Here is a 22,859-nt window from a genome sequence, read left to right on the forward strand (position 1 = left end):
AAATTCATCGTATTTTGCATTTTGAGATTCCTGTATGAAGCGTAAATTTTTATTCGGCTGGTATCAAACGCCAAGAGGAAAGCTCTTGCAAGAGGTCGAAGCTTCTTTTATTAAGCGTTCAATAACAGTGAGTTGCAAACAAAAAATATTGCAGATAGGTGGGTTGGGCTGGGAAGAGGAGTTTATTGATTGCGATTTATACGATATTACAATTCTCGATGTAAACGGCCTGGGATGCCCAAAAGCGAAGAAATTAAGGGCAAAAGCCTATGCTTTGCCCATTCAAAGCGAAAGTATTGATTTGATTTTGCTGCCGCATCTGCTGGAATTCGATGCTCATCGCTTTCAAACCATGCGCGAAATAGAGCGGGTATTAAAGTCGGAAGGTCACTTGGTTATTATCAACTTTAATCCCTGGAGCTTTTGGGTGCGTTATCAATATATGTGGGATATCCGATTGGCGGATTCCTTTTTGGGTCACTTCATCAGTAAAAAACGAGTACTCGATTGGTTGCGCTTACTTAACTTTGAGGCCAAGGCTATTTCCGATCTGACTATTGATAAAGATAAGCCCAGGCCTGTCGATGTGGACGGCGGCTTTGTTTCTTTGTTTGCCACATCCTATGCAATCAGAGCGATTAAAAGGCGCTACAATCTGATTCCATTTACTCCGGTCACTGTTAAAAAATCAGGTTTTGCCATTGCCGGTAACATGGAATCCTCGCAAAGATCACAAGATAATGTCTGAATCAGTCATCATTTATACCGATGGAGCCTGTAAAGGCAATCCCGGTCCGGGAGGCTGGGGCGTTATACTCGCCTATAAAGGTAAGGAAAAGGAGCTGCATGGCGGTGAAGCTTTGACAACCAACAACCGTATGGAACTCATGGCTGCCATTAAGGCGCTGGAAGAACTGAGTCGTCCTTGTGAGGTTGTATTGAATACCGATTCCAAATACGTTCTACAAGGTATTACCGAGTGGCTGCCCAACTGGAAAAAAAGAGGGTGGAAAACCGCGGCTAAAAAACCGGTCAAAAATGAAGATTTATGGCGCAGGCTAGATCAGGCGCTCATTCAGCATAAGGTGGAATGGCAGTGGATCAAGGGCCATTCCGGTGATCCCGGCAATGACCGGGCCGATCAGCTCGCTAATCTGGGTATTGAATCACTCAAGCAAACTGTTACCGGTTAAGGATTTCTCGATGCTGTTTATTTAAGCGTATTGTGTAGGAGCGGGCCTATCGATTAATTGCGATGGCATTGACTAAAAGGCATTGGCGCTTTCCCGGCGGGTTAAATTTAAATAACAGCACTATTTACGATCTTGACTAAAACACTCAATTTTTAAGCAACAATGACAAGCACTTTAGACTATGTAGAACAATTGCCGGAATCCGTTCATCGTTATTCCATTATATGGATTCATGGATTGGGAGCCGATGGGCATGACTTTGAGGGTATAACACCCGCACTGGACCTCCATGATGCCGGTGTTCATTTTATTTTTCCTCATGCTCCGCTGCAACCGGTTACGATCAATGGCGGAATGGTCATGCGTGCCTGGTATGACATCATGGAAATGACGCTGATCCGGAAAGTTGATGAACAAGGTATTTACGCCTCGTCAGATGCCATCCATGAGCTGATCCAAATGGAAATCAATAAAGGTATTCCTTCCGAAAATATAGTGCTCGCCGGATTTTCACAAGGCGGCGTCATTGCGTTGCATGCAGGTCTGCGCTTTCCGCAGAGACTGGGCGGCATTGTTGCGCTATCGACCTATTTGCCGACAATTCCCCAGCTTGAAACCGAAGCAGCTGAAACAAACAAAACCACGCCGATTTTGATGGTTCATGGTACGGCCGATCCTGTGGTCGCTATTCAGGCGGGCAAAATGGCGCGTGACGGTTTGATTGCATTAGGTTATCGGATCCAATGGCTGGAATTTGCGATGCAGCACGAAGTGATTTATCAGGAAATTGATGCGATCAAAAAATTCATAAAACAGTGTTTCAATCAGTGAGGCAGCTTCAATGAGCAGACAAGTCGTACTGGATACCGAAACGACCGGATTAAATCCCCAGGAAGGTCATCGCATCATTGAAATCGGTTGTGTTGAATTGGTCAACCGGCGCTTAACCGGGCGGCATTTTCATGTCTACATCAATCCGCAACGTGTGATTGATAGCGGCGCGATTGAAGTGCACGGTATCACCAATGAATTTTTGACCGATAAGCCGTTGTTTACCGACATTGCAGATGATTTTATCCAGTTCATTAAAGAATCTGAATTGATAATCCATAACGCGCCTTTTGACGTAGGTTTTATCAACCACGAATTTGCTTTGCTGGATAAGACTCTAGGCACCGTTAACCAATACAGCGAAGTATTTGACACATTGACCTTTGCCCGCAAAAAGCATCCCGGACAGCGCAATAGTCTGGATGCTCTGTGTAAGCGTTATGGTATAGATAACAGCCATAGAGAGCTACACGGCGCATTGCTGGATGCCGAAATTCTTGCCGAAGTTTATTTATTGATGACCGGTGGGCAATCTTCGCTATTGGAAGAAGCCACGGACAGCGGGCAAGAGCAAACAAATCTGCAAGTAAAACGGGTTTTAGCGGACCGCAAACCGTTAGCCATCATCTACTGTAATGAAGACGAACTTCAGCAGCATCAGGCCCGGTTGGCCGCCATAGAAAAAGCAAGCGGCAATTGTTTGTGGAAATAGGGTCAAGCATTCGTAACAGATAAAGTATCTACACAGTCAGGCAGATAGAGCCAGCTCGGAGAGCCTAAACCAACAATCGAAGCATTCAACTTACAAAATGTTTATCTGTTGGGTTATGGCTATGGCCTGATTCCAGAAGCCATGGACGGCAAAGGCTGTTATACATCCTTGTGTCCTGGATCCCGGCAATCCCTGCCGGGATGACGCCTAACGCGAACAGTACTTTATCTAGTGGGTTGAATTCGCCAAATTTCAGTTTCATGTTTTTTTAGCGATATCACCATAGAGGCTCTTTTTGAATTTCGAAAAATCGTTGTCAACACCATGAATCCACGTTTCCAGCAATCCCTGCATCTTCAAATCAATTCCTCTCACTGGCAACTGCGCTTTATCCGCCTAGTTCATTTGCTGGCCCTATCTGCCGTATTATTGGCTTCATTGTCTATCTGGATTAAGGCTATGCTGATCCTTTGTTTGGTAGTTAGCGGTTTTATCTATTCGCAACGAACAGCCAATCCCAAGAATAAAATGGCCGTTAGATTCAGCGATGCAAACGGTTGGCAAATTGATGCCGGAAACGGTTTTGAAGCCATTCAAATTCGCCCGTCTACCGTAATAACACCCTGGCTCATTGTGCTTCATTACACGGTAGTCAGTCGTAAACTTTACGTACCCATTTTTTGCGATGCTCTGAAAACCGCCGATTTCAGAAAATTACTTGTGCAGCTTAAAGTCAGCGGACTCGGTTAGGCAGGCCATTGCTGTGCCGGATTAATTCTAATCGTCAGATACTCAAAAGGATCTCGTCATTCCGGTCTCATGGATGGATAAAAGCTGACCATCCATGTCGCTGGGTATCCGCTCCCGGCGGGCATGAAGTCGTTTCTTAAATCTGACAAAGTAGAATTAAGAACTGTATAATTGCCGGTTTTTACGGGAAGCCTGCCCGTACCGAATAACCAGAAACTGAGAGCACTATGGCCCTATATTGTGGAATCGTCGGCTTGCCGAATGTCGGCAAATCGACTTTGTTTAACGCACTGACCAAGGCAAAAATTGCCGCTGAAAATTACCCGTTTTGTACCATCGATCCTAATGTCGGCGTTGTTCCGGTTCCAGACAGTCGTATGGACAAGTTGGCCGAAATTGTCAAACCACAGCGCATACTGCCCACCACGATTGAATTTGTCGATATTGCCGGTTTAGTGGCAGGGGCATCCAAAGGGGAAGGGCTGGGTAACCAGTTTTTAGGTAACATCCGCGAAACAGATGCGATCGCCCATGTCGTGCGCTGCTTTGTCGATGATAATGTCATCCATGTCAGCGGTAAAATCGATCCCGTCGCCGATATAGAAGTTATCAACAAAGAATTGGCGCTTGCCGATATGGCGACGGTTGAAAAAGCCTTGCTGCGCGTAATGAAAGCTTCAAAGTCAGGCAATAAGGACGAATTGGCAAAAAAGGAAGTTCTGGAAAGAGTCAATCAGCAACTGGACAAAGGCGAGCCGGTCAGGGCGTTAAGGCTAAGTGATGATGAAATAGCACTGATCAAAGAACTGTGTCTGTTGACAATCAAGCCGACAATGTACATAGCCAACGTTCAGGATGACGGATTTGAAAACAATCCGATGCTCGATAAAGTCCGTGCTCATGCGGAAAAAGAAGGCGCCATCGTCGTACCTGTCTGCGCGGCCATTGAATCTGAAATTGCCCAATTGGAAGAAGATGAAAAACAGGAGTTTCTTCAGGATCTGGGCTTGGATGAACCGGGCTTGAATCGTGTGGTCAGGGCAGGGTATCAATTGCTTAACCTGTCAACTTACTTTACCGCCGGCGTTAAAGAAGTCAGAGCCTGGACCATACCTGTCGGCGCTACTGCACCGCAAGCCGCCGGCGTAATTCACAGCGATTTTGAAAAAGGCTTTATTCGCGCGGAAGTGATCGCTTATGACGATTTCGTCACTCATAAAGGCGAGCAAGGTGCTAAAGATGCCGGCAAATGGCGCCTGGAAGGTAAAGACTACATTGTCAAAGACGGCGACGTCGTGCACTTTAGATTCAACGTTTGACAAACAAAAAGCGGGTCACTATAATGCCCGCTCTTTTACAGACCTCATTAGGCGATGTAGCTCAGCCGGTTAGAGCGTGGGATTCATAACCCCAAGGTCGGTGGTTCGATCCCACCCATCGCCACCATAAATAAAGGTTAGATTTTTTCTAACTTACTCCAGACTAATTGACGTTGGCTAGTGATTCAATTTTCATAATGCAAAGTTAGGGAATTAAAATAAAAATCCCCAAAATGGATTATTACTATCTAGCTGGGCTTAAATAATTTTTGCAACGTATACAAAACTAAACGCCTATGCAGCATTTTTCCATTTATCCCCAAGAAATGTTAGCTAGTGTCTGGCGTAATCGTAGCTTGATAAAAGCGTTGGTAAAACGTGAAGTCATAGGGCGCTATCGTGGTTCGGTATTAGGCATCTTTTGGTCATTTTTTAATCCAGTATTCATGCTGTTGGTCTACACCTTTGTATTCAGTGTTGTATTTAAAGCGCGCTGGACGGGCGGCAGTGAGTCAAAAACCGAATTTGCCTTGGTTTTATTCGCAGGCTTGATGGTTTTTAATTTGTTTTCAGAATGTATCAACCGGGCGCCAAGCCTGATACTTGCAAACGTCAACTATGTCAAAAAAGTGGTTTTCCCGTTAGAGATCTTGCCTTGGGTCAGTATGGGGTCTGCTATTTTTCATGGCTTAGTCAGTCTGTTCGTTTGGCTGATTTTTTATACTATTCTATTTGGGTTGCCTCACCCGACAGCACTGCTTTTTCCGATAATTCTAATACCTTTATTATTGATGACCATGGGGTTGTCTTGGGGATTGGCCTCCTTAGGCGTTTACTTGCGTGATATTGCCCAAATCATCGGTTTGATAACGACAACATTGATGTTTCTGTCGCCGATTTTTTATCCTATTACAGCATTGCCGCCCCAATATCAATCAATTTTATTGCTAAACCCATTGACCCCCGCCATCGAGCAAGGCCGCTCTTTGTTGGTATGGGGTAAAATGCCGGATTGGCACTTGTTTATTATTTATCTATTTGTATCGCTGTCTATTGCATGGCTGGGTTTTGCCTGGTTTCAAAAAACAAGGAAGGGTTTTGCGGATGTCCTCTAATGATTTTGCCTATTGGATTAATTGCTAACATGGCTCAAGTGGGCACAAAAGATGAGACCAACTGAAGCACAAATAGACACAATCCGTAAAATGACTAGCAAAAACTTTTGCGATGATGCGTTGGTTTGGCTATTTGGATCACATGGATGTTAATAAACGCGGCGGCGATGTGGATCTATATCGAAACGACAAAACGGCACCTGATTGCCAAGATGTTTCAGCAAATCCACAAGTCCGTCATGCCCGTCTGGAAACGGGCATTCAGTGCCATGAATGGTAAGCTTCGAGCTATCCATGGAGTCTGGTTTTCGGCAATCCCTGCCGAAATGACGCGCTCGGCTAGGGAAAAAGAGTTAGAGCTGAATTATCTTTATAATCACGAATCGGCATATAAGCTGATGTCACAATTACAATGCAAAATTGCGCTGGAAGAGAATCTAAATTTGGCTATTGATATCATCGTAAAACAATCCGGTAAAGATAAACCCATTAATATCCTGGCAAAAGTCCAGAGGTAAGATTGTGACCGAACATTTACGTTTGCGGGCTAAGCTACTTACACACTTAAAACAAATGCGGCGTTATTTAGAGTATTCAGCACAACGCGTTCGAGCTATATTACCCATCACGGACTGGCTGCAAATAAGCCAGGAACAGCATGAAACGTTGGCTGCTTTCTTTATCAACAGATGAATGGATAAAGGAAGCTCGGGAACAGGGTGCTCAGTACGCGAGTAATGACTAAGTTTTTCCAAAATACCCGAAGCTTGCTGGTTATTTGTTGACAGGTAAACAAGCATGACTGGCATCGACATCAAAGCAGAAAACCTCAGTACAGGATATCAAGCCGCGCGACCAACTTCAGCAGTTTATAACGCCCCGTTTGCAGCGACTAGCCCGGCCAGCGGTAGCATTCAAATCAATGGCCTGTCCACTCGATTTGTTGCCATTTAGCGTCTGAAAGAATAAAAAACATGAGACTGACAAAACAACAAACAGAAACTATTGCTCAAACAGTTACCCGTCTGGCTGGAATTGGATCGGCGATATATTTATTTGGATCCAGACTCAACGACCAAGCAAAAGGCGGGGATATAGATCTACTCATTGAATCCGATACGGAGCTATCGCTAATACAGCGAGCACAGATTAAAATGGAACTGGGATCACAACTTGGCTTATCCGTTGACATCGTGTCGAAATACCGTGGTGCTGTAGCAACAACTTTCCAAGTTATCGCTCAGTCTCAGTCGACTCAATTGGAGATGTGAGTGAAGCTAAAGCGTCGATAAATGGTCTTGAGGGGTAAAATGAAAGCGAATAGTAAGGTTACTATCTAACTAGAAATCCTCGGCAAGTGCTATCGCATTTACGACAAGCTTTTTGAACAGTTGTTACAGATGCAATCGATAATCACAAATTAGGAGGTTTAAATGCTACAAAGTTACCAAGCTATTTACGATCATGGCCGCTTAACGTGGCTAAGAGATAAGCCCTCTGTAGAAGAAGCTTATGTCATTGTTACCTTATTGCCTCCCGAAAAAGACGCAGTACAAAAAACTAAACGTCAGCCATCCACACGTATTGCCGGACAAGGCAAAATTCTGGGCGACATCATTGCACCGGCTGCGCCTATTGAGGATTGGAATGGGTTAGCATGATATTGTTAGATACTCACATATGGGTCAACTGGATATTGCTCGGTTGTGATGCATTAAAACCGGCCATTGCATCAGCTATAGAAGACGCTGACAGAGTTGTTATTTCTGCCATATCCTGTTTTGAAGTGATGCTATTAGTTAAGGGCCAAAAGCTGGAACTACCACTATCAACAGATGAGTGGTTAAGGGAAGCGCTGGATCATTCCGGTGTTGAATGTTTGCCCATTACTTGCTTAATTGCACAACGATCTGTGAAATTGACTGATATTCATCGTGATCCGGCAGATCGGATTATCATCGCTACGGCATTGGAGTATGGCGCTCAGTTAGCAAGTTACGACACGGCATTTCCAAACTATCCTGAGCTTTCCGGGTATTTGTTGACGGGGTTGTCAATATGACTGACATCGCCATCAAAGTAGAAAACCTCAGCAAGTGTTACCAAATTTATGATAAACCCCAGGATCGCTTATTGCAGATGCTGGTACGAGGTCGTAAGAAATACTTCAAAGAATTTTGGGCTTTGAACGATGTTTCGTTTGAAATTAAAAAAGGCGAAACGTTTGGTATCATCGGTCGTAATGGTAGCGGCAAGAGCACCTTGCTTCAAATTCTGGCAGGAACTTTAGCTCAAACCAGCGGGGACGTAATAGTCAACGGCCGCATCGCCGCCTTGCTGGAATTGGGCAGCGGCTTCAACCTCGAATTTACCGGGCGTGAAAATGTCTTGTTAAATGGCCGTATTCTGGGGCTGAGTCAAGATGAAATCGAAGCTCGGTACGATCAAATTGTCGATTTCGCCGACATTGGTGACTTCATAGATCAACCCGTCAAGACCTACTCCAGTGGTATGTTCGTGCGTTTGGCGTTTGCAGTACAGGCGCACATAGACGCCTCCATCGTCATCATTGATGAAGCCTTGGCCGTGGGCGATATTTTTTTTCGGCAGAAATGTTATGCACGACTTCAGCGACTGCGTGATTCTGGTGCAGCAATCCTGCTTGTTTCTCATTCCATGCCAGATATCGAACAGTTTTGCGAACGCGCTATATTACTCGATAGAAGCGAGATGCGATTCATTGGTCCTTCTGTCGAAGCTGCAAAGCATTATTACTTGTTACACCAACCTCAAGTGGAGATTGAAAATAAACCTGCAATAGACAAATTAATGTCGGAATCGCTCGTAGATATGGATATGTCGATCCCAGATGTATTTCTGGATATAACTAACAAAAATCAGGTAAGCAATGGTAATGCACTTTGTACCAAGCTAGCTCTTTGCGACAAGGACGATAATGCTTGCAACAGCTTTCGTCAGGGTGATCTAGCTGTCTTTTATTTTGAATTTGAACTTGCCGTTGATATCGGAGTGCCCTTATGTGGTGTTCTAATTACAAATGAGAGAGGCATAATCGTTCATGGTAAAAATGCTTGGCAATACGAAAATGATGTGCCATTGGGGTTGGGTGCAGGAAGCCGAATTTTTTGTAGACAAGAAATTGCTTTACAACTAGGGCCGGGTGAATACACTTTTGAAATTGGTTTGGCGGCAGTGACACAATCAGATTGGGAAAGAAGGCTTTTAATTTCCCATGAAGAATGGGCGGCCAGCTATTCAACGGTGTGTGTTGTTCCTAATGCTGGTCAGTTTTCAGTTGGATTGGCAATAAAAAATGGAATACAAGTATTGACGCATCACGGAGTAGCTGATCTGCCTGGAACAATTTTAACAAAGGCATTGAAATGACAATTTCTTCTATTCTCCGAGAATGCTGGTGCGGCAATGCCGAACTTCTGCCATTTAGCTCTGATTACGGTAAATGTGGTGCCTGTGGAACCCTGGTTTATCTCAATGATATGCCGCCTGAGCAGTTGCAAGTGCGTGATGACGAGACAGACTTTTACGGCAAAAGTTATTGGTTGAAGCATCAGCAAGATGCGTTCGGTTATGCAGACATTCATACTCGCGCCCGCAACGATCTTACTGAGCGCAATCTTCACTGGATCAAGACTCTTCTCAAATATCGCACGCCACCTGCTAATGTGCTCGAATTGGGTTGCTCGCATGGCAGTTTTGTGTCCCTTCTACGTCAAGCCGGATATGACGCATCAGGTGTGGAAATGAGTCCCTGGGTTGTAGACTTTGGTCAGAAAACCTTTGATATACCCATTTTCGTTGGTCCGGTCGAGAACCTCGACATTACCCCTGGCAGTCTCGACGTGATTGTTTTGATGGATGTCCTGGAACATTTGCCGGACCCTTCAGCAACGATGGCTCATTGCTTGAAGTTACTTAAACCGGATGGCTTGTTGCTGATTCAGACGCCGCAGTTTAGGGAGGAAATAGATTACTTGGCATTGGTAGAAACTAAAGGCCGTTTTCTTGAAATGCTAATTCCTGAAGAGCACATATATCTATTCAGCAAGCATTCGGCTACTCGTCTATTCCAGAAACTCGGTGCAGAGTATATCCAGTTTGAACCGGCTATTTTTGGACACTACGACATGTTTTTTGTGGTTAGCCGGATGCCGCTGCAGTTAAATACCCCTGAACAGATAGATTCAACTTTGTTAAGTACCCCGAATGGACGGTTGGCTTTGGCTCTGCTCGATTTACGAGCACGAGAGCTGGATTTGGCTGAAAAATTTTCTGAATCAGAAATTGATAGAACTGCTCGATTTGTTCAAATCCAAACGCTCACGGAAATGGTGAAGAACTCCGATGCTACGCTGAGAGAAACCGAAGCTAAGCTGAAAGAAACCGAAGCTACGCTGAAAGAAACCGAGGTTAATTTGCGGGCTTTGTTTAGCCATCGAATTTTCCGCTGTTTGTACAAAGTCTCAAATTGGTCGGAACTGAAAAAATTAGCTAAACAAATTGGATTTTAAATGGATAGGCAGATCAAAACTATAGCTGTGGATTTAACCCCTATTCTCCCTGGTGGAGAAAATGGAGGGGCGAAAATTTTTGTATTGGAATTGCTGGTTCGTTTAGCAGAAATGGTACCGAAAACCCAGTTTATATTGCTTACTCAAGCAGCATCGCATGAAGAACTGGCGTCATTGGACCGTTCCAATATGCGTCGTCAAATGGTTATTGGTCCTGGAACTGTCAACTCCTTGTTTTCACGTTTGCGAGGTTTAGTCTCACATACTTTGCCTTATTTACCTGGCAGAGTACGAAGAGTTGTAAGTCGTCTAGGCTACAAACTGAACACTATACTGAAGCGCCGCAAATCCGGTACATTATTGCGCGACATATCTGCCGATCTGCTTTTTTGTCCTTTTACAGCGCCCACTTATTTCGAAGTCGGCATTCCAACGGTTTCCACCATTTACGATTTGCAATATAAAACATTTCCTGAGTTTTTTGCTGCGGAGGATGTTGCTCATCGGGACCGAACTTTTCTAGAGGCCTGTCAAAAAGCAACAGTGCTCACTGCTATTTCCGATTATTCGAGAGATTCCGCTATTGTCCATGGCGGCCTTGAACCTGCTCGTATTCGCACGATTCACCTCCGCATGGCACAACGCATTGCACCTGAAGATGAGCAAGACACTACTATTTTAGATCGACTCAAACTTACTCGTCAGCGATACCTGATGTATCCCGCTAATTTTTGGCGGCACAAAAATCACGAAATGCTGATGACTGCTTTTGGTATGGCATGTCATGAAGGGTTGGCAAAAGATATTAAACTGGTTTGTACTGGGGCGCCTGGTGAACGTTACGAATGGCTGATGAAAGCGGCTTATTCTATGAATCTGGGTGATCGAATCATTTTTCCCGGTTATCTTCCTAACACTGAGTTGGCTGCATTGATGAGTCATTGTGTTGGTGTAGTGTTTCCGTCACTTTACGAGGGTTTTGGATTGCCGGTTATCGAAGCAATGGCAGCTGGTGTCCCCGTAGCCTGTAGTAATAGGACTTCTTTACCGGAAGTGGCGGCAGATGCAGCGATTATGTTTGACCCGCGTATACCCACCCAGATTTCGCAAGCTATGATTTCTTTGGTGGAGAATACCGAGTTGCGGGTACAACTCATTCAAGCGGGTTTGCAGCGGGCAGAAGAGTTTTCTGATTCTATGCGAATGACAAGGGAATACTGGGAGCTCTTTCAATTTGCATTTGGTAATAAAAATCATGAAAGTCTCATGACTGGTATTTACCAGGACGGATGGTCTGGTTCCCAAATAAATATTCAGGTCGGTCCGACAACAAGTGCTCAAGCTCTGGAAACTGCATTTACTGCGCCTCAACATAAGGTAGTAATTGAAGCCTATTTTGACGGAGAGGCAATACAAAAACCGTTGTTAATACAGGCTGGTAAAGAGGCTGTTTTATCATTACCGTTGGAGCCGCAAGGTGGGGTATACGTGTTACGAGTTTCTCCGACCTTCGTTCCAGCGTTGATTGGTTTAGGTGAGGATCAACGCGAACTGGGAGCGAAGGTACGACGGTGTGGTGTCAGTCTAGATAATGGTGAATATATGCCCTTTTATCCAGAGCAGGTTCCAGCATGAAAGTCAGCATCGTTACCCCATCGTATCAACAAGGGCAATTTCTCGAACGCACGTTACAAAGCGTTGCCAGTCAGGCTGCGCAGGGCTTTGAAATCGAACATGTTGTCTTCGATGGTGGCAGTACCGACAACACTGTTGAAATACTAAAACGCTTCAGACCTGCGGTGCATTGGGAATCAAAAAATGATAACGGGCAAACTGACGCGGTCAACCAAGGCATCCATGCCACAGATGGCGATGTCATCGGTTGGCTAAACTCCGATGACATTTACTACCCCGATGCTATTAAGCGTGTGGTTGCATTTTTTGAAACCCATCCGGAAGTGGATGTGGTTTATGGCATGGCAGACCACATTGACCTAGAAGACCACGCATTCGAGTCATATCCTACTGAACCTTGGGATTTTGAAAGACTAAAAGAAACCTGCTTTATTTGTCAGCCAGCATTGTTTTTTAGGCGGAGGGTGATTGAGCGATATGGCTTGCTGGATGAATCATTAAACTATTGCATGGATTATGAATACTGGCTCAGGCTTGGTAAAGCGGGTGCGCGTTTTGCCTACCTGGAGGAAAAATTGGCCGGCTCCAGGCTCTATGCAGAAAATAAAACGTTAGGCTCAAGAGTAAAGGTACATAAAGAAATCAACGATATGATTTATAAACTGTTTGGCAGAGTGCCGGATAGGTGGTTGTTTAATTATGCACATGTTGTGGTAGAACAGTATTCTACCCGCGTAGGCAGTGGGTCTTTTTTTGCATTCAAAATTGGCGTGAATTCGCTTTTGGCAGCCTTAAGATGGAATCGAAGTATTTCGAAGACAATGGTTAAATCTGTTTGTAGATGGATCTACGGGTAGTATGAGATCAATTTTGGCAATGCAATTTGACGGGAAATTACACGTGTATGATTAACAACCAATATACAAATAGTGAGGTGCCACGGTTAGCTATTGTGCTGCCATGTCACAATGAAAGTGAATCAATTGACCACGCGGTCACTCAGCTTACAAGCTTAATACAAGAATTAGCTGATGAAGGGCTGATATCAAAGGATTCTTACCTTTTCTTTGTTGACGATGGAAGCACGGATAACTCATGGGTGATGATTGACGAATTAAATCAGGGTAATAAGGCTATTAAAGGCTTGAAATTATCTCAAAACTTTGGACATCAAGCTGCGCTGCTTGCAGGGTTAACCGAAGTAACTCAGAACTGTGATGCCGCAATATCAATTGATGCCGATATGCAACAAGATCCACTAGCTATTCGAGACTTTGTAAGAGAACTCCGTAAAGGATTTGATGTTGTTCTTGGGGTTAGAAAAGACCGAAATTCAGATGGATGGCTCAAGAGACAAACAGCGTTAGGGTTTTATAACCTCATGCGAATAATGGGTGTTGACATCGTCCCCAATCATGCAGACTACCGCCTACTCAGTAAAAGAGCATTGGAAGCTCTTGCACTTTTTCCGGAGCCGAGCATCTTTTTACGAGCCACCTGTCTTCAGTTAGGCTTCAGGGTGAGTACTGTCTTTTTTGACGTTAGTGAAAGGCGGTATGGGCAGACCAAGTATTCACTATCAAAAATGTTACGACTTGCTTTGCATGGAATTACCTCTTTTAGTGTCGTGCCGTTACGGATGGTTGCAATATTAGGGTTTGTAATATTCCTCTCCAGCTTGGGTATGGGTGGTTATGTGATTTGGCATAAATTATTTGTTGGGGATACGATACCTGGTTGGGCATCAATTACACTGCCAATCTATTTTATTGGTGGTGTACAGCTCCTATGTCTAGGTGTGGTTGGAGAGTACGTCGGGCAAATATATAAAACTGTAAAAAAGCGTCCTAGGTGGATTAGTGAATATAAACTGGATTAACCTTATTTGGTCGGCTAGCTTATTTGTTATTTACATTATCACTAGTTGTTTTGGCTTGTACCTAATTAAAGCAGCAGAAGGTTGGAAAACACCTGCCTTTGCCACCGGTTTCGTTCTTTACGGAGCAGGTGCTGTACTTTGGATGGTAATCCTTCGCCTGATGCCGTTGTCGTTCGCTTTTCCTATTGCTGCAGGCTCCCTTGTGATCGGTACAATGCTGACAGGAATGTTCTTTTTAAGCGAAACCATTACGATCTGGCAAATTGCAGGTGCATTTCTGATTATAACTGGCATCGTTTTAATAGCCATTAACCGTTGAGTAAGGCCATGGATAAACTAGTCGAGCAGCAAAGAGAACATTTTAACGAGATATCTGAAAAATATTTTGAGGCTAGAAAGCACCCCAATCATCTGTTGCTAAAAGAGCTTATTTGGGAGAAATTTCTAAAACGTAACAGATATATTGGGCCAGAAGTAAAGCGAGTTTTAGAGCCTATGTGTGGTATGGCGGAAGGTTACGAGATACTTAGCAAGAATTTAATACAAAATTTTGATTACCAGGGGTTCGACTATAGTGAAAACATGGTGGAAATTGCGCGGAATCAAAATCCATTGCTTAAAATAGAATGGAATGACGTAACCACTTATCAAACCTCGGGTGATTTATTTGATTTGATAATTCTGATTGGCGGGCTTCATCATGTATATTCGCGTACTCAAGATATTCTAAAGAATCTAAGGAATTCTCTTCTACCTGGCGGATATTTTTTGAGTTTTGAACCAACTCATGATAATTGGTTAGCTAGACGTATCCGGCAACGGGTTTACAAATCAAATGATCTTTTTGATGATGATACGGAACAGGGTTTCGAGTATCGTGACCTTGATCGGTATTTCAAGAATGCTGGTTATGAGAAGGTTGATGAAGTATACCCAGGCTTAATTGCATATATTTTTTATTATAATCCCGATGCATTTCCAATGCTCAATGTTGGTGGAAAATATATTGTCAAAAGTCTTTTTGCAATTGATCGATTATTTTGGGGTAATTGGATTGGCCGAAAACTTTCTTTCGCCACAATGAGCTTATGGAGGCGAATTTGAAGGGAGACTCGATTACTCAGCGATACGGAATAATAGTTTTTTGTGTAAGCGGTCTTGTTGCTATTTTAGCTGTAGTTTTAAGTGTTGATGGTTTAGGGCCTATTGATGACCATCAATTCATTCGCACAATATTTCAAGGGAAGCCCTTTGGTTTTTATATTAGGCCAGACCTAGGCCGCTTCATACCGTTAACTGCACAAGAATATGATCTTGCTGCAAGAATTATTGAACCATCACCTTTTCTTTTTCATTTTATTGGTGGCATCAAAGTTCTGTTGTGTGGCGTGCTATTGTTTTATTGCTTGATGTTGACGAGGGCGAATAGTTGGGCACTTGCTATCTTATGGTGTGTCACAATGTATTCAATCGGCTTCGCTAATGCGGCTATTAGATTACAAATAGGCGAGTTAAATGCTCTTTTTCTGATACTTGTTTTTGTTTGGTCCACATTAGTATCCGAAAAAATGACATCACCATTTTCCTCAAAACAAAATATCATCACCGTTACTGGGTTAGTCGCATTGGCAGTAGCCTTCTTTTATAAAGAATTGATATTTGTTTTTGCACTTGCATTTGGAACCGTAGAGCTTTTGAGATATTGTCGACAAAAGCAAGGAAAAATTCCTATACGCATTTGGGCGTTACTAATCATTGGTGCATGCTATATCATTTTTTATGGGCTCTGGCGGGTCATTTTTGCCACTAGTTCTAACTCTTACACCAGTTTGCATACTACAGCTATTTGGGATGTGATTAATCTTTATGCCAAAAACGATCCATTTATAATATTCATCGTATTGCCTTTAACATTTTTTAGAGTTTTATTGATTATTCATAACGCTAATAAGCATACTGTCTATGATTCTTTTATGGTTGCAGCCAGTGCCTATGTAGGGGCTTTTTTAGCCTTGAGAATGTTTAATACCTATTACCTATTGCCAGTTTATGGTTTTGCTGTGTGCGGTATAGCTGGGATTTTGGCTAGCCAAGCAGTTACCTGGTTTAACACCATCGTCTTAGTTACAACTGGACTCCTAGGTGCGAATACATTGCCAGTGGCTATTTCCGACATACAGTCGTTGAAATCAATTGCTAATAATCATTACCAATTTGTTCAGGTCCTATCAAAATGGCTTATAGAAAACCCTTTACCAAATTCAGAGCGCCGCAACCTAATTCTAAAAGGTGTTAGTCAGGGAAGTGGCATAGAAATCATTATTAGTTTAAAAACCTTTCTTGAATCATTAGGGACACCAAGTACATCTTTCGAAATAAAGACTACTGAGCCAGATGACAATAAAAACATAAGTTCATATTATGGCGTTAAAGATGAAATGGGGTATACCGCTAATATTGGTGATCTCTTAGTCTTTAATCCCTATCAGAGCGTTGTTATAACCCCTCCGCTTCTAGCTCCATCTAGTAATGAAATCTATCGAAGCGGATCCGAATGGGCATTACCCCGATGGTCAGGGTGGGACTGGTTAAAGATTTGCGTGTTCAGTCAAAATAACTGCGCATCTGGTATTTTTGCAAATATGCGTTACACAGGTTATGCAGCAATGTTAGTTCACCGTCTTGCCGCTCCGGTTCAATTAGCGCCATTGAGTTCACCATCTTATTGTATTGATCCATTGGAATTACCATCCACAATGCAGGCAGGTATAACTAAAAAGCTAGATGTATCAATTGAAAATACAGGAAGTGAGATTTGGCCAGCTAATGGCGTTTCTAGTCCTGGTATGTTTGTCCATCTTTCCTATGTTTGGATTAATGAAAATGGCCAAGTTACATTTGAAGGGAATAGGTCTACGTTTCCTGAGCCTATACAACCAAATGATAAAACTAAGGTCTCCATTTTACTCAATATGCCAATGCAACCTGGAAGATATAAGCTGTTTATTAGTCCGGTACAAGAGAATGTTGGATGGTTCTATACTCAGAATAATAGTGAAACCACTAAAGTAATAGATATTTATCGATGAATGGGTTTCTGGCAAACTCGTTAAGCAAGTTTCCAAAAAACATACAATATTCGGATGAATAAAATTTCAAATTTTGATTAGATACATGGCCAAATAAATAGTATATATACACCAAAAATAGTTTAGCTAAACTTGCTCATTTATAAACTCAGTGCATATGGTATCTTGGTATTAAAGTCAACTAAAATATTTTAACCTTAATGTATTGAAATAATTTAAGAAAATATTAGGTAGTGTAGCTGCAGTTTAAAAAATATATTTATACAGTTATGATAAAGCAGTCCCTCCCCCAGTCAACCTATAGGCTAGATATTGATGGCCTAAGGGCGATAGCAGTAGTTAGTGTTATTATAAACCATTTTAATAAGGATTTAATGCCAAGCGGATATCTTGGCGTTGACATATTCTATGTAATATCAGGATATGTAATATCCTTATCATTGGTTAGTCGGTCGCATGATGGTTTTAAGAATTTTTTACTGTGGTTCTATGAAAGGCGGATCAAACGTATACTTCCTGCTTTAGTAGCTTGCGTTTTAATCACCAGTGTGCTCATTTGCTTCTTGGACAGCAATCCTGATGTATCACTTCAAACTGGCATTGCGTCACTTTTTGGGCTTTCAAATATTTACCTATTTAACCAAGCGGCCGATTATTTTTCACCATCAATGGAGGTTAATGTTTTTACACAAACTTGGTCGCTAGGTATTGAAGAGCAGTTCTATTTTTTATATCCAGTCTTAATTCTTATCGCTGGTTTGGGTCGACATAAAAATGGGGTGAGAAACTTATTATTAATTGTTGCTATAATTTCTATCGCATCACTCGTTGGGTTTGTCTGTATCTATAACGTTAATCGACCGGCAGCGTACTTTTTGTTGCCCACTCGTCTATGGGAACTTGGTGCAGGTTGTTTGTTATTCTTGTATTCAGTTCACAGTGCTAAATTCAAGATATTGTCATCAAAAGGATCAGTAATTATATTGGTGGCGATAATAGTCAGTTTTTTTATTCCTATTCAATTTGCAATTTTCGCGACGATATTGGTGGTGTTATTTACGATGCTGCTTATCGGCATTACTCCGCCTTCTTCCGTGACATATGCCATTCTGACCTTGCCAATTATTGTATATTTAGGGCGAATATCATTTTCTTTGTATCTTTGGCATTGGAGTGTTTTGAGTCTTAGTCGGTGGTCCATAGGTGTTGATGCGAAGACAGTGCCTTTTCAGATTGCGGTGATACTGATTCTAGCAAGTGGATCGTATAAATATATTGAAAAACCTCTTCGTAAGGCGCAATGGTCGACTAAAAGCTTGCAAACAATAGGATATGGAATAAGTGTATCTATTTGTTCAGTATTTCTATTATTTATCCTGTTATTCGATCATAATCGATTTATTATTAATCATAATGCTTTATATTCCCCTCCTGCTTACTTGCCACTCAAGAATAATGTTCTTTTGAATCATGATCCAATATGTGTTGTAGATGGTAATAAAAGGCTGCTAAACGCTGATACATTCGATTTGTGTACTGTTTTACCTAGGATTGTCGATGGACAAATGATTTGGGTTGTTGGCGATAGTCATTCTGGACATCTGCAAGGACTTCTATATGCAATGCATGATAATACTGGCATAGGCGTTCATTTAATAGAAACTCCAGGGCGACCGTTTCCATCAAAAACAGATGATAAATTTGAAGCTAGAGACATTATATTTGAAGAAATTAAAAAAAGGATGCATTCTGGAGATATCCTTCTTGTTGCTCGTGGATTTATTAGTACAGCGACGGGAAAAGTTGCTGCAGATGTGTCGCCATGGATAGATAAAATACCAGTTTTGGCAAATGAAATGTCATTAAAAGGAGTCAATGTTGTAATTTTTGGACCACCTCCTTTATTCAAGTTTGAGGATATTGGTATTTGTAAGTCTCAACTTTTGGGGTATTCATCGTGTGATGTTGATCGTGACTCAATCTCAGCAGAAATCGAAGATGTTCAGCAGATTTTGAAAAGAGTTGCAGAGAACAAGTCTAATATCTATATTTTTAATTTGTTTGATCTCTTGTGTCCAAAATCCAATACGCGATGTTCGCCTCATAAAAATGATACTTTTATCTTCAGAGATAGAGATCATCTCAATTCTTTCGGCTCAGCAAGTCTTGCTGATTCATTCATTGACTTCTTAAATTATAATAATCTTCTGAAATCTAAAATCTAAATTTTACTAAATATAGATGGTATAAATAACACTATGCATATAGGTTTTGACATATCACAGACAGGCTCTGGCAAGGCCGGTTGCGGTTTTTTTTCACATGCGCTAATTAAGGCAATGCTTGAACTTGTGCCTGAGCATCGATATTCCCTTTTTCCCAGTTTCGGTAATTTTTATTTTGATGCAAAAATGCCTCTAGCCAATCCCTATTCAGGACGAGATGTGCATTATGGTCCAAGGCATCTCACTAGGGAAGCGGCAAGCTTATTCTGGATTGGGAATGAGGCTGAAGCATTGTTAGGCCTGCCAGATATTATTCATGCCAACAACTTTTGGTGTCCCACTCAATTTACATCAAGCCGTCTGATTTATACGTTTTATGATATGGGATTTGTTGTTAATCCCGACTGGACAACTGAGGCAAATCGAGTGGGTTGTTTTGATGGAGTATTTAGATCAGCTATGGCGGCGGATTGGGTAGTGGCTATTTCTGATGCTTCCAAAACTCATTATTTGAGTGTATTCCCGCATTTCCCTGAAAACCGGATTCGCGTCATTTACCCGTGTTCACGATTCTCGGATTATTCTGCAGTGGGTAAGCGACCGAAGGCTCTCGAGGGTGTGGCTGATGGCAAATATTGGTTAAATGTAGGCACTATTGAACCACGGAAAAACCAGCACCGACTTGTTGAATCCTATGCGCGTTATTTAGCCTTGGGAGGCGAACCGATGCCACTGGTTTTGGCAGGGGGGAAAGGTTGGTTGATGGACGATTTTCAAAAACATTTGAGTGCATTGGGGATTAATGCTCAAATCGTGATGACTGGCTATGTTTCAGATGATGAATTGATCTGGCTTTATCGTAATTGTTATGCCAACCTTTATCCTTCGTTGTTTGAGGGGTTTGGGTTGCCCGTATTGGAAGGAATGCAGTTCGGTGCTCCTACCTTGACATCTAACTCTACTTCTATTCCGGAAGTGGCCGGTGATGCTGCGATACTAATGGATCCTGAAGATACTGACAGCTGGGTTCAAGCCATGTTGCGGATAGCTGTAAACAAATTAGAAAGAGATCGATTAAGTCTTGCTGCCATAGAGCAATCAAAACGATTTGACTGGAAGCAGAGTGCGGCAGCTTTGCTGCAACTTTATGAAGAAGCTTTAGCTTCTCCAAAACGACGGATAGCTTAATGAAGAGAGCATTAATTACAGGTATAACTGGGCAGGATGGTTCATTTCTGGCTGAATACCTTCTTGAGCGAGGCTATGATGTATTCGGTCTGGTTAGGCGTGAAAGTTGGTTCCGTCCTAATAACGCGAGTCATTTAGCTAATAAAATACATGTACTATTTGGCGATATGTCAGAAGGCATTGATATTTCCTCTGCTTTACAGGATGCCAAGCCTGATGAGATTTATAACTTAGCCTCGCAATCTCGTCCGGGAGAATCTTGGGCTCGCGCACCGGAAACACTTATGATCAACGGTATGGGAGCCATTCGTTTGTTTGAAGGTGTTCGGCATGCTTGCCCAGAAGCGCGGGTTTATCACGCATCGTCTTCGGAGATGTTTGGCCAGACAAAAATTATTCCGCAAAATGAAGAGACGCCTTTCAATCCCTCCAATCCCTACGCTGCGGCTAAGGCCTATGCTCATCAGATGGTGCGAATTTATCGCGAGAGTTACGGTTTGTTTATTGCCAGTGGAATTCTATTCAATCATGAAAGTGAACGTAGACCGCTCCATTTTGTAACTCAAAAAATTGCCTATGGTGCGGCCTGCACCGCTCTGGGTATTAAGGACTCGGTCGACTTAAACGAGCGAGGTATTCCTATTGTATCCAAAGGCCAGTTGGCACTCGGTAATTTAGATATTGCTAGAGATTGGGGGCATGCCATCGATTTTGTCCGAGCCATGTGGTTGATGCTGCAAAAACAGCAGCCGGATGATTATGTTATAGGTACTGGAAAACTTCATACGCTTCGCCAACTTTGTAAATCTGCTTATGAGCATGTGGGTTTTGATTGGCAGGATCATGTGATCAGTGATCCTGCATTGGTTCGTCCGCTCGAAACAGAACAAACGCTCGCAGATGCATCAAAAGCACGCAAGATTTTGAACTGGGAACCAACGATTAGTTTCGAACAAATGGTCGGTAAGATGGTTGATGCTCAGATTGCGAGACTTGATTCTAAAATGCCTAGTAAAAAATAATTTGGTTCGTGTAAATTCTTAAGCGAGATTGTATAAAAATGAAAAAAGCTTTAATTACGGGCATTACTGGTCAGGACGGTTCCTATTTGGCTGAATTTCTTTTAGCAAAAGGTTACGAGGTACATGGTATCAAACGCCGTGCATCATCGTTTAATACAGAGCGCATTGATCACATTTATCAAGACCCTCATGCTAAGCATCCTGTTCTTAAGTTGCACTATGGCGACTTGACTGACACATCTAACCTTGTTCGTATTTTACAAGAGGTTCAACCTGATGAGGTTTATAATCTTGGAGCACAATCGCATGTTGCGGTAAGTTTTGAATCTCCTGAATACACTGCCGATGTTGATGCGATTGGTGCATTACGTATTTTGGAAGGCATCCGCTTGCTTGGTCTTGAGAAAAAGACGCGCTTTTATCAGGCTAGTACATCGGAGCTATACGGTCTGGTACAGGAGATTCCTCAAAAGGAAACCACCCCTTTTTATCCTCGCTCACCTTATGCTGTTGCCAAACTTTACGCTTATTGGATCACCATAAATTATCGTGAAGCCTACGGCATTTATGCTTGTAATGGTATTCTTTTTAATCACGAATCTTCGCGGCGTGGTGAGACTTTTGTCACTAGAAAGATTACCCGTGGTTTAGCAAACATTGCTCAGGGTCTTGAGCAATGTTTGTTTATGGGTAATCTAGATGCTCTTCGTGACTGGGGTCACGCTAAAGACTACGTAGAAATGCAGTGGCTGATGTTGCAACAGGATAAGCCTGTCGATTTTGTTATTGCTACCGGTATTCAATACACTGTGCGAGAGTTTATTAATAAAGCAGCCAATCAATTGGGTATTAAGCTTTCATGGGAAGGTGACGGAGTTAATGAATTTGGACGAGTTATTTCAGTAACTGGCGATAGTGCACCTGCTCTGAAAGTTGGTGATGTTATTGTTAAGATCGATCCTAGGTACTTCCGCCCAGCTGAAGTGGAAACTCTTTTAGGCGATCCTACTAAGGCAAAAGAAACACTCGGCTGGACACCTAAAATCACACTTGACGAGATGATTGAGGAAATGATTGCTTACGATCTCAATCAGGCTAATCGGAATGTTTTGCTGAATAGCAAGGGGTTTAAAGTTACAGTGGGGCGGGAGTGATACACTAGAGGTAAAAGGTTGGATCATCAGAGAAATGAGTCGGATGTTCCTTAGCTAATGATCTAAATCTAGAAGAAATGATCATTTGTTAATTTTTTTAGTTGTGATAATCAATAATCTTTAATACCAGTAAGCCTGTAGTTCTGTAGTCATGGTTTTAGACTTTTTAGGGCACCGTTTGTTAGTGTTTCTATGAC

24 protein-coding genes and 1 tRNA gene are annotated in these 22,859 nt (G+C 42.5%); all 25 read left to right on the top strand.

Features of this window, described 5'->3' with window-relative positions:
* Positions 1-34 precede the first annotated feature (34 nt).
* The 25 genes from GO003_RS10400 (at position 35) to gmd (ending at position 22,662) form a co-directional block, all read left to right on the top strand.
* Positions 35-748, top strand: coding sequence for a class I SAM-dependent methyltransferase (locus GO003_RS10400; protein ID WP_159654062.1), 714 nt, complete (start codon positions 35-37; stop codon positions 746-748).
* Complete coding sequence (gene rnhA, locus GO003_RS10405; protein ID WP_159654059.1) at positions 741-1,193, top strand: ribonuclease HI; 453 nt, start codon at positions 741-743, stop codon at positions 1,191-1,193. Before GO003_RS10400 ends, rnhA begins: the two co-directional genes overlap by 8 nt.
* Before the next feature lie 162 nt (positions 1,194-1,355).
* Positions 1,356-2,024 carry an alpha/beta hydrolase gene (locus tag GO003_RS10410; RefSeq protein ID WP_159654057.1) on the top strand — a complete coding sequence of 223 codons (669 nt, stop codon included), beginning with the start codon at positions 1,356-1,358 and terminating at the stop codon, positions 2,022-2,024.
* Between the two features lie 10 nt (positions 2,025-2,034).
* A complete protein-coding gene (gene dnaQ / locus GO003_RS10415) occupies positions 2,035-2,736 on the top strand; it encodes a DNA polymerase III subunit epsilon (protein ID WP_159654054.1) in 702 nt (233 codons plus the stop codon).
* Positions 2,737-3,060: 324 nt separating this feature from the next.
* A complete protein-coding gene (locus tag GO003_RS10420) occupies positions 3,061-3,486 on the top strand; it encodes a protein YgfX (protein ID WP_159654051.1) in 426 nt (141 codons plus the stop codon).
* Positions 3,487-3,713: 227 nt separating this feature from the next.
* Positions 3,714-4,805 carry a redox-regulated ATPase YchF gene (gene ychF / locus GO003_RS10425; RefSeq protein WP_231088934.1) on the top strand — a complete coding sequence of 364 codons (1,092 nt, stop codon included), beginning with the start codon at positions 3,714-3,716 and terminating at the stop codon, positions 4,803-4,805.
* 50 nt (positions 4,806-4,855) lie between these two features.
* Positions 4,856-4,932, top strand: a tRNA-Met gene (locus tag GO003_RS10430).
* Between the two features lie 169 nt (positions 4,933-5,101).
* A complete protein-coding gene (locus GO003_RS10435) occupies positions 5,102-5,920 on the top strand; it encodes an ABC transporter permease (protein WP_159654046.1) in 819 nt (272 codons plus the stop codon).
* A 146-nt stretch (positions 5,921-6,066) separates the two neighbouring features.
* Positions 6,067-6,438: a hypothetical protein gene (locus GO003_RS10440; RefSeq protein WP_159654044.1), complete on the top strand. Its 372-nt coding sequence runs from the start codon at positions 6,067-6,069 to the stop codon at positions 6,436-6,438.
* A 280-nt stretch (positions 6,439-6,718) separates the two neighbouring features.
* Positions 6,719-6,874, top strand: a complete 156-nt coding sequence (locus GO003_RS10445) for a hypothetical protein (protein ID WP_159654041.1) — start codon at positions 6,719-6,721, stop codon at positions 6,872-6,874.
* A gap of 20 nt (positions 6,875-6,894) precedes the next feature.
* Positions 6,895-7,191, top strand: a complete 297-nt coding sequence (locus tag GO003_RS10450; RefSeq protein WP_159654038.1) for a nucleotidyltransferase domain-containing protein — start codon at positions 6,895-6,897, stop codon at positions 7,189-7,191.
* 162 nt (positions 7,192-7,353) lie between these two features.
* Positions 7,354-7,581: a hypothetical protein gene (locus GO003_RS10455; RefSeq protein ID WP_159654036.1), complete on the top strand. Its 228-nt coding sequence runs from the start codon at positions 7,354-7,356 to the stop codon at positions 7,579-7,581.
* Positions 7,578-7,982, top strand: coding sequence for a type II toxin-antitoxin system VapC family toxin (locus GO003_RS10460; RefSeq protein ID WP_159654033.1), 405 nt, complete (start codon positions 7,578-7,580; stop codon positions 7,980-7,982). Before GO003_RS10455 ends, GO003_RS10460 begins: the two co-directional genes overlap by 4 nt.
* A complete protein-coding gene (locus GO003_RS10465) occupies positions 7,979-9,328 on the top strand; it encodes an ABC transporter ATP-binding protein (protein ID WP_159654031.1) in 1,350 nt (449 codons plus the stop codon). Before GO003_RS10460 ends, GO003_RS10465 begins: the two co-directional genes overlap by 4 nt.
* A complete protein-coding gene (locus GO003_RS10470) occupies positions 9,325-10,470 on the top strand; it encodes a class I SAM-dependent methyltransferase (RefSeq protein WP_159654028.1) in 1,146 nt (381 codons plus the stop codon). The genes GO003_RS10465 and GO003_RS10470 overlap by 4 nt, the downstream gene beginning before the upstream one ends.
* On the top strand, positions 10,471-12,105 hold the full coding sequence (locus GO003_RS10475) for a glycosyltransferase family 4 protein (RefSeq protein WP_206444611.1): 1,635 nt from the start codon (positions 10,471-10,473) through the stop codon (positions 12,103-12,105).
* On the top strand, positions 12,102-12,962 hold the full coding sequence (locus GO003_RS10480; protein ID WP_159654026.1) for a glycosyltransferase family 2 protein: 861 nt from the start codon (positions 12,102-12,104) through the stop codon (positions 12,960-12,962). The genes GO003_RS10475 and GO003_RS10480 overlap by 4 nt, the downstream gene beginning before the upstream one ends.
* Before the next feature lie 47 nt (positions 12,963-13,009).
* Entirely contained in the window at positions 13,010-13,984 is a 975-nt protein-coding gene (locus tag GO003_RS10485; RefSeq protein WP_159654024.1) for a glycosyltransferase family 2 protein, read from the top strand.
* Entirely contained in the window at positions 13,965-14,303 is a 339-nt protein-coding gene (locus GO003_RS10490) for a DMT family transporter (RefSeq protein WP_159654022.1), read from the top strand. Before GO003_RS10485 ends, GO003_RS10490 begins: the two co-directional genes overlap by 20 nt.
* 8 nt (positions 14,304-14,311) lie before the next feature.
* Entirely contained in the window at positions 14,312-15,088 is a 777-nt protein-coding gene (locus GO003_RS10495; RefSeq protein WP_159654020.1) for a class I SAM-dependent methyltransferase, read from the top strand.
* The gene (locus tag GO003_RS10500) at positions 15,085-17,073 is read left to right on the top strand and encodes a hypothetical protein (RefSeq protein WP_159654018.1); all 1,989 of its coding nucleotides are present in this window, start codon (positions 15,085-15,087) and stop codon (positions 17,071-17,073) included. The genes GO003_RS10495 and GO003_RS10500 overlap by 4 nt, the downstream gene beginning before the upstream one ends.
* Positions 17,074-17,342: 269 nt before the next feature.
* Complete coding sequence (locus GO003_RS10505; protein WP_159654016.1) at positions 17,343-19,298, top strand: acyltransferase family protein; 1,956 nt, start codon at positions 17,343-17,345, stop codon at positions 19,296-19,298.
* Positions 19,299-19,331: 33 nt separating this feature from the next.
* The gene (locus GO003_RS10510; protein WP_159654015.1) at positions 19,332-20,486 is read left to right on the top strand and encodes a glycosyltransferase family 4 protein; all 1,155 of its coding nucleotides are present in this window, start codon (positions 19,332-19,334) and stop codon (positions 20,484-20,486) included.
* The gene (locus GO003_RS10515; protein ID WP_159654014.1) at positions 20,486-21,508 is read left to right on the top strand and encodes a GDP-mannose 4,6-dehydratase; all 1,023 of its coding nucleotides are present in this window, start codon (positions 20,486-20,488) and stop codon (positions 21,506-21,508) included. Before GO003_RS10510 ends, GO003_RS10515 begins: the two co-directional genes overlap by 1 nt.
* Before the next feature lie 38 nt (positions 21,509-21,546).
* Complete coding sequence (gmd, locus tag GO003_RS10520) at positions 21,547-22,662, top strand: GDP-mannose 4,6-dehydratase (RefSeq protein ID WP_159654012.1); 1,116 nt, start codon at positions 21,547-21,549, stop codon at positions 22,660-22,662.
* The last annotated feature ends 197 nt before the right edge of the window (positions 22,663-22,859 follow it).

It is taken from the genome of Methylicorpusculum oleiharenae, from assembly GCF_009828925.2.
GTDB lineage: Bacteria > Pseudomonadota > Gammaproteobacteria > Methylococcales > Methylomonadaceae > Methylicorpusculum > Methylicorpusculum oleiharenae.

Excerpts from the sequence above, each read along its gene's own strand:
- GO003_RS10400 (WP_159654062.1), top strand. The coding sequence starts at position 35 with ATGAAGCGTAAATTTTTATTCGGCTGGTATCAAACGCCAAGAGGAAAG.
- rnhA (WP_159654059.1), top strand. The coding sequence starts at position 741 with ATGTCTGAATCAGTCATCATTTATACCGATGGAGCCTGTAAAGGCAAT.
- GO003_RS10410 (WP_159654057.1), top strand. The coding sequence starts at position 1,356 with ATGACAAGCACTTTAGACTATGTAGAACAATTGCCGGAATCCGTTCAT.
- dnaQ (WP_159654054.1), top strand. The coding sequence starts at position 2,035 with ATGAGCAGACAAGTCGTACTGGATACCGAAACGACCGGATTAAATCCC.
- GO003_RS10420 (WP_159654051.1), top strand. The coding sequence starts at position 3,061 with ATGAATCCACGTTTCCAGCAATCCCTGCATCTTCAAATCAATTCCTCT.
- ychF (WP_231088934.1), top strand. The coding sequence starts at position 3,714 with ATGGCCCTATATTGTGGAATCGTCGGCTTGCCGAATGTCGGCAAATCG.
- GO003_RS10435 (WP_159654046.1), top strand. The coding sequence starts at position 5,102 with ATGCAGCATTTTTCCATTTATCCCCAAGAAATGTTAGCTAGTGTCTGG.
- GO003_RS10440 (WP_159654044.1), top strand. The coding sequence starts at position 6,067 with ATGTTAATAAACGCGGCGGCGATGTGGATCTATATCGAAACGACAAAA.
- GO003_RS10445 (WP_159654041.1), top strand. The coding sequence starts at position 6,719 with ATGACTGGCATCGACATCAAAGCAGAAAACCTCAGTACAGGATATCAA.
- GO003_RS10450 (WP_159654038.1), top strand. The coding sequence starts at position 6,895 with ATGAGACTGACAAAACAACAAACAGAAACTATTGCTCAAACAGTTACC.
- GO003_RS10455 (WP_159654036.1), top strand. The coding sequence starts at position 7,354 with ATGCTACAAAGTTACCAAGCTATTTACGATCATGGCCGCTTAACGTGG.
- GO003_RS10460 (WP_159654033.1), top strand. The coding sequence starts at position 7,578 with ATGATATTGTTAGATACTCACATATGGGTCAACTGGATATTGCTCGGT.
- GO003_RS10465 (WP_159654031.1), top strand. The coding sequence starts at position 7,979 with ATGACTGACATCGCCATCAAAGTAGAAAACCTCAGCAAGTGTTACCAA.
- GO003_RS10470 (WP_159654028.1), top strand. The coding sequence starts at position 9,325 with ATGACAATTTCTTCTATTCTCCGAGAATGCTGGTGCGGCAATGCCGAA.
- GO003_RS10475 (WP_206444611.1), top strand. The coding sequence starts at position 10,471 with ATGGATAGGCAGATCAAAACTATAGCTGTGGATTTAACCCCTATTCTC.
- GO003_RS10480 (WP_159654026.1), top strand. The coding sequence starts at position 12,102 with ATGAAAGTCAGCATCGTTACCCCATCGTATCAACAAGGGCAATTTCTC.
- GO003_RS10485 (WP_159654024.1), top strand. The coding sequence starts at position 13,010 with ATGATTAACAACCAATATACAAATAGTGAGGTGCCACGGTTAGCTATT.
- GO003_RS10495 (WP_159654020.1), top strand. The coding sequence starts at position 14,312 with ATGGATAAACTAGTCGAGCAGCAAAGAGAACATTTTAACGAGATATCT.
- GO003_RS10505 (WP_159654016.1), top strand. The coding sequence starts at position 17,343 with ATGATAAAGCAGTCCCTCCCCCAGTCAACCTATAGGCTAGATATTGAT.
- GO003_RS10510 (WP_159654015.1), top strand. The coding sequence starts at position 19,332 with ATGCATATAGGTTTTGACATATCACAGACAGGCTCTGGCAAGGCCGGT.
- GO003_RS10515 (WP_159654014.1), top strand. The coding sequence starts at position 20,486 with ATGAAGAGAGCATTAATTACAGGTATAACTGGGCAGGATGGTTCATTT.
- gmd (WP_159654012.1), top strand. The coding sequence starts at position 21,547 with ATGAAAAAAGCTTTAATTACGGGCATTACTGGTCAGGACGGTTCCTAT.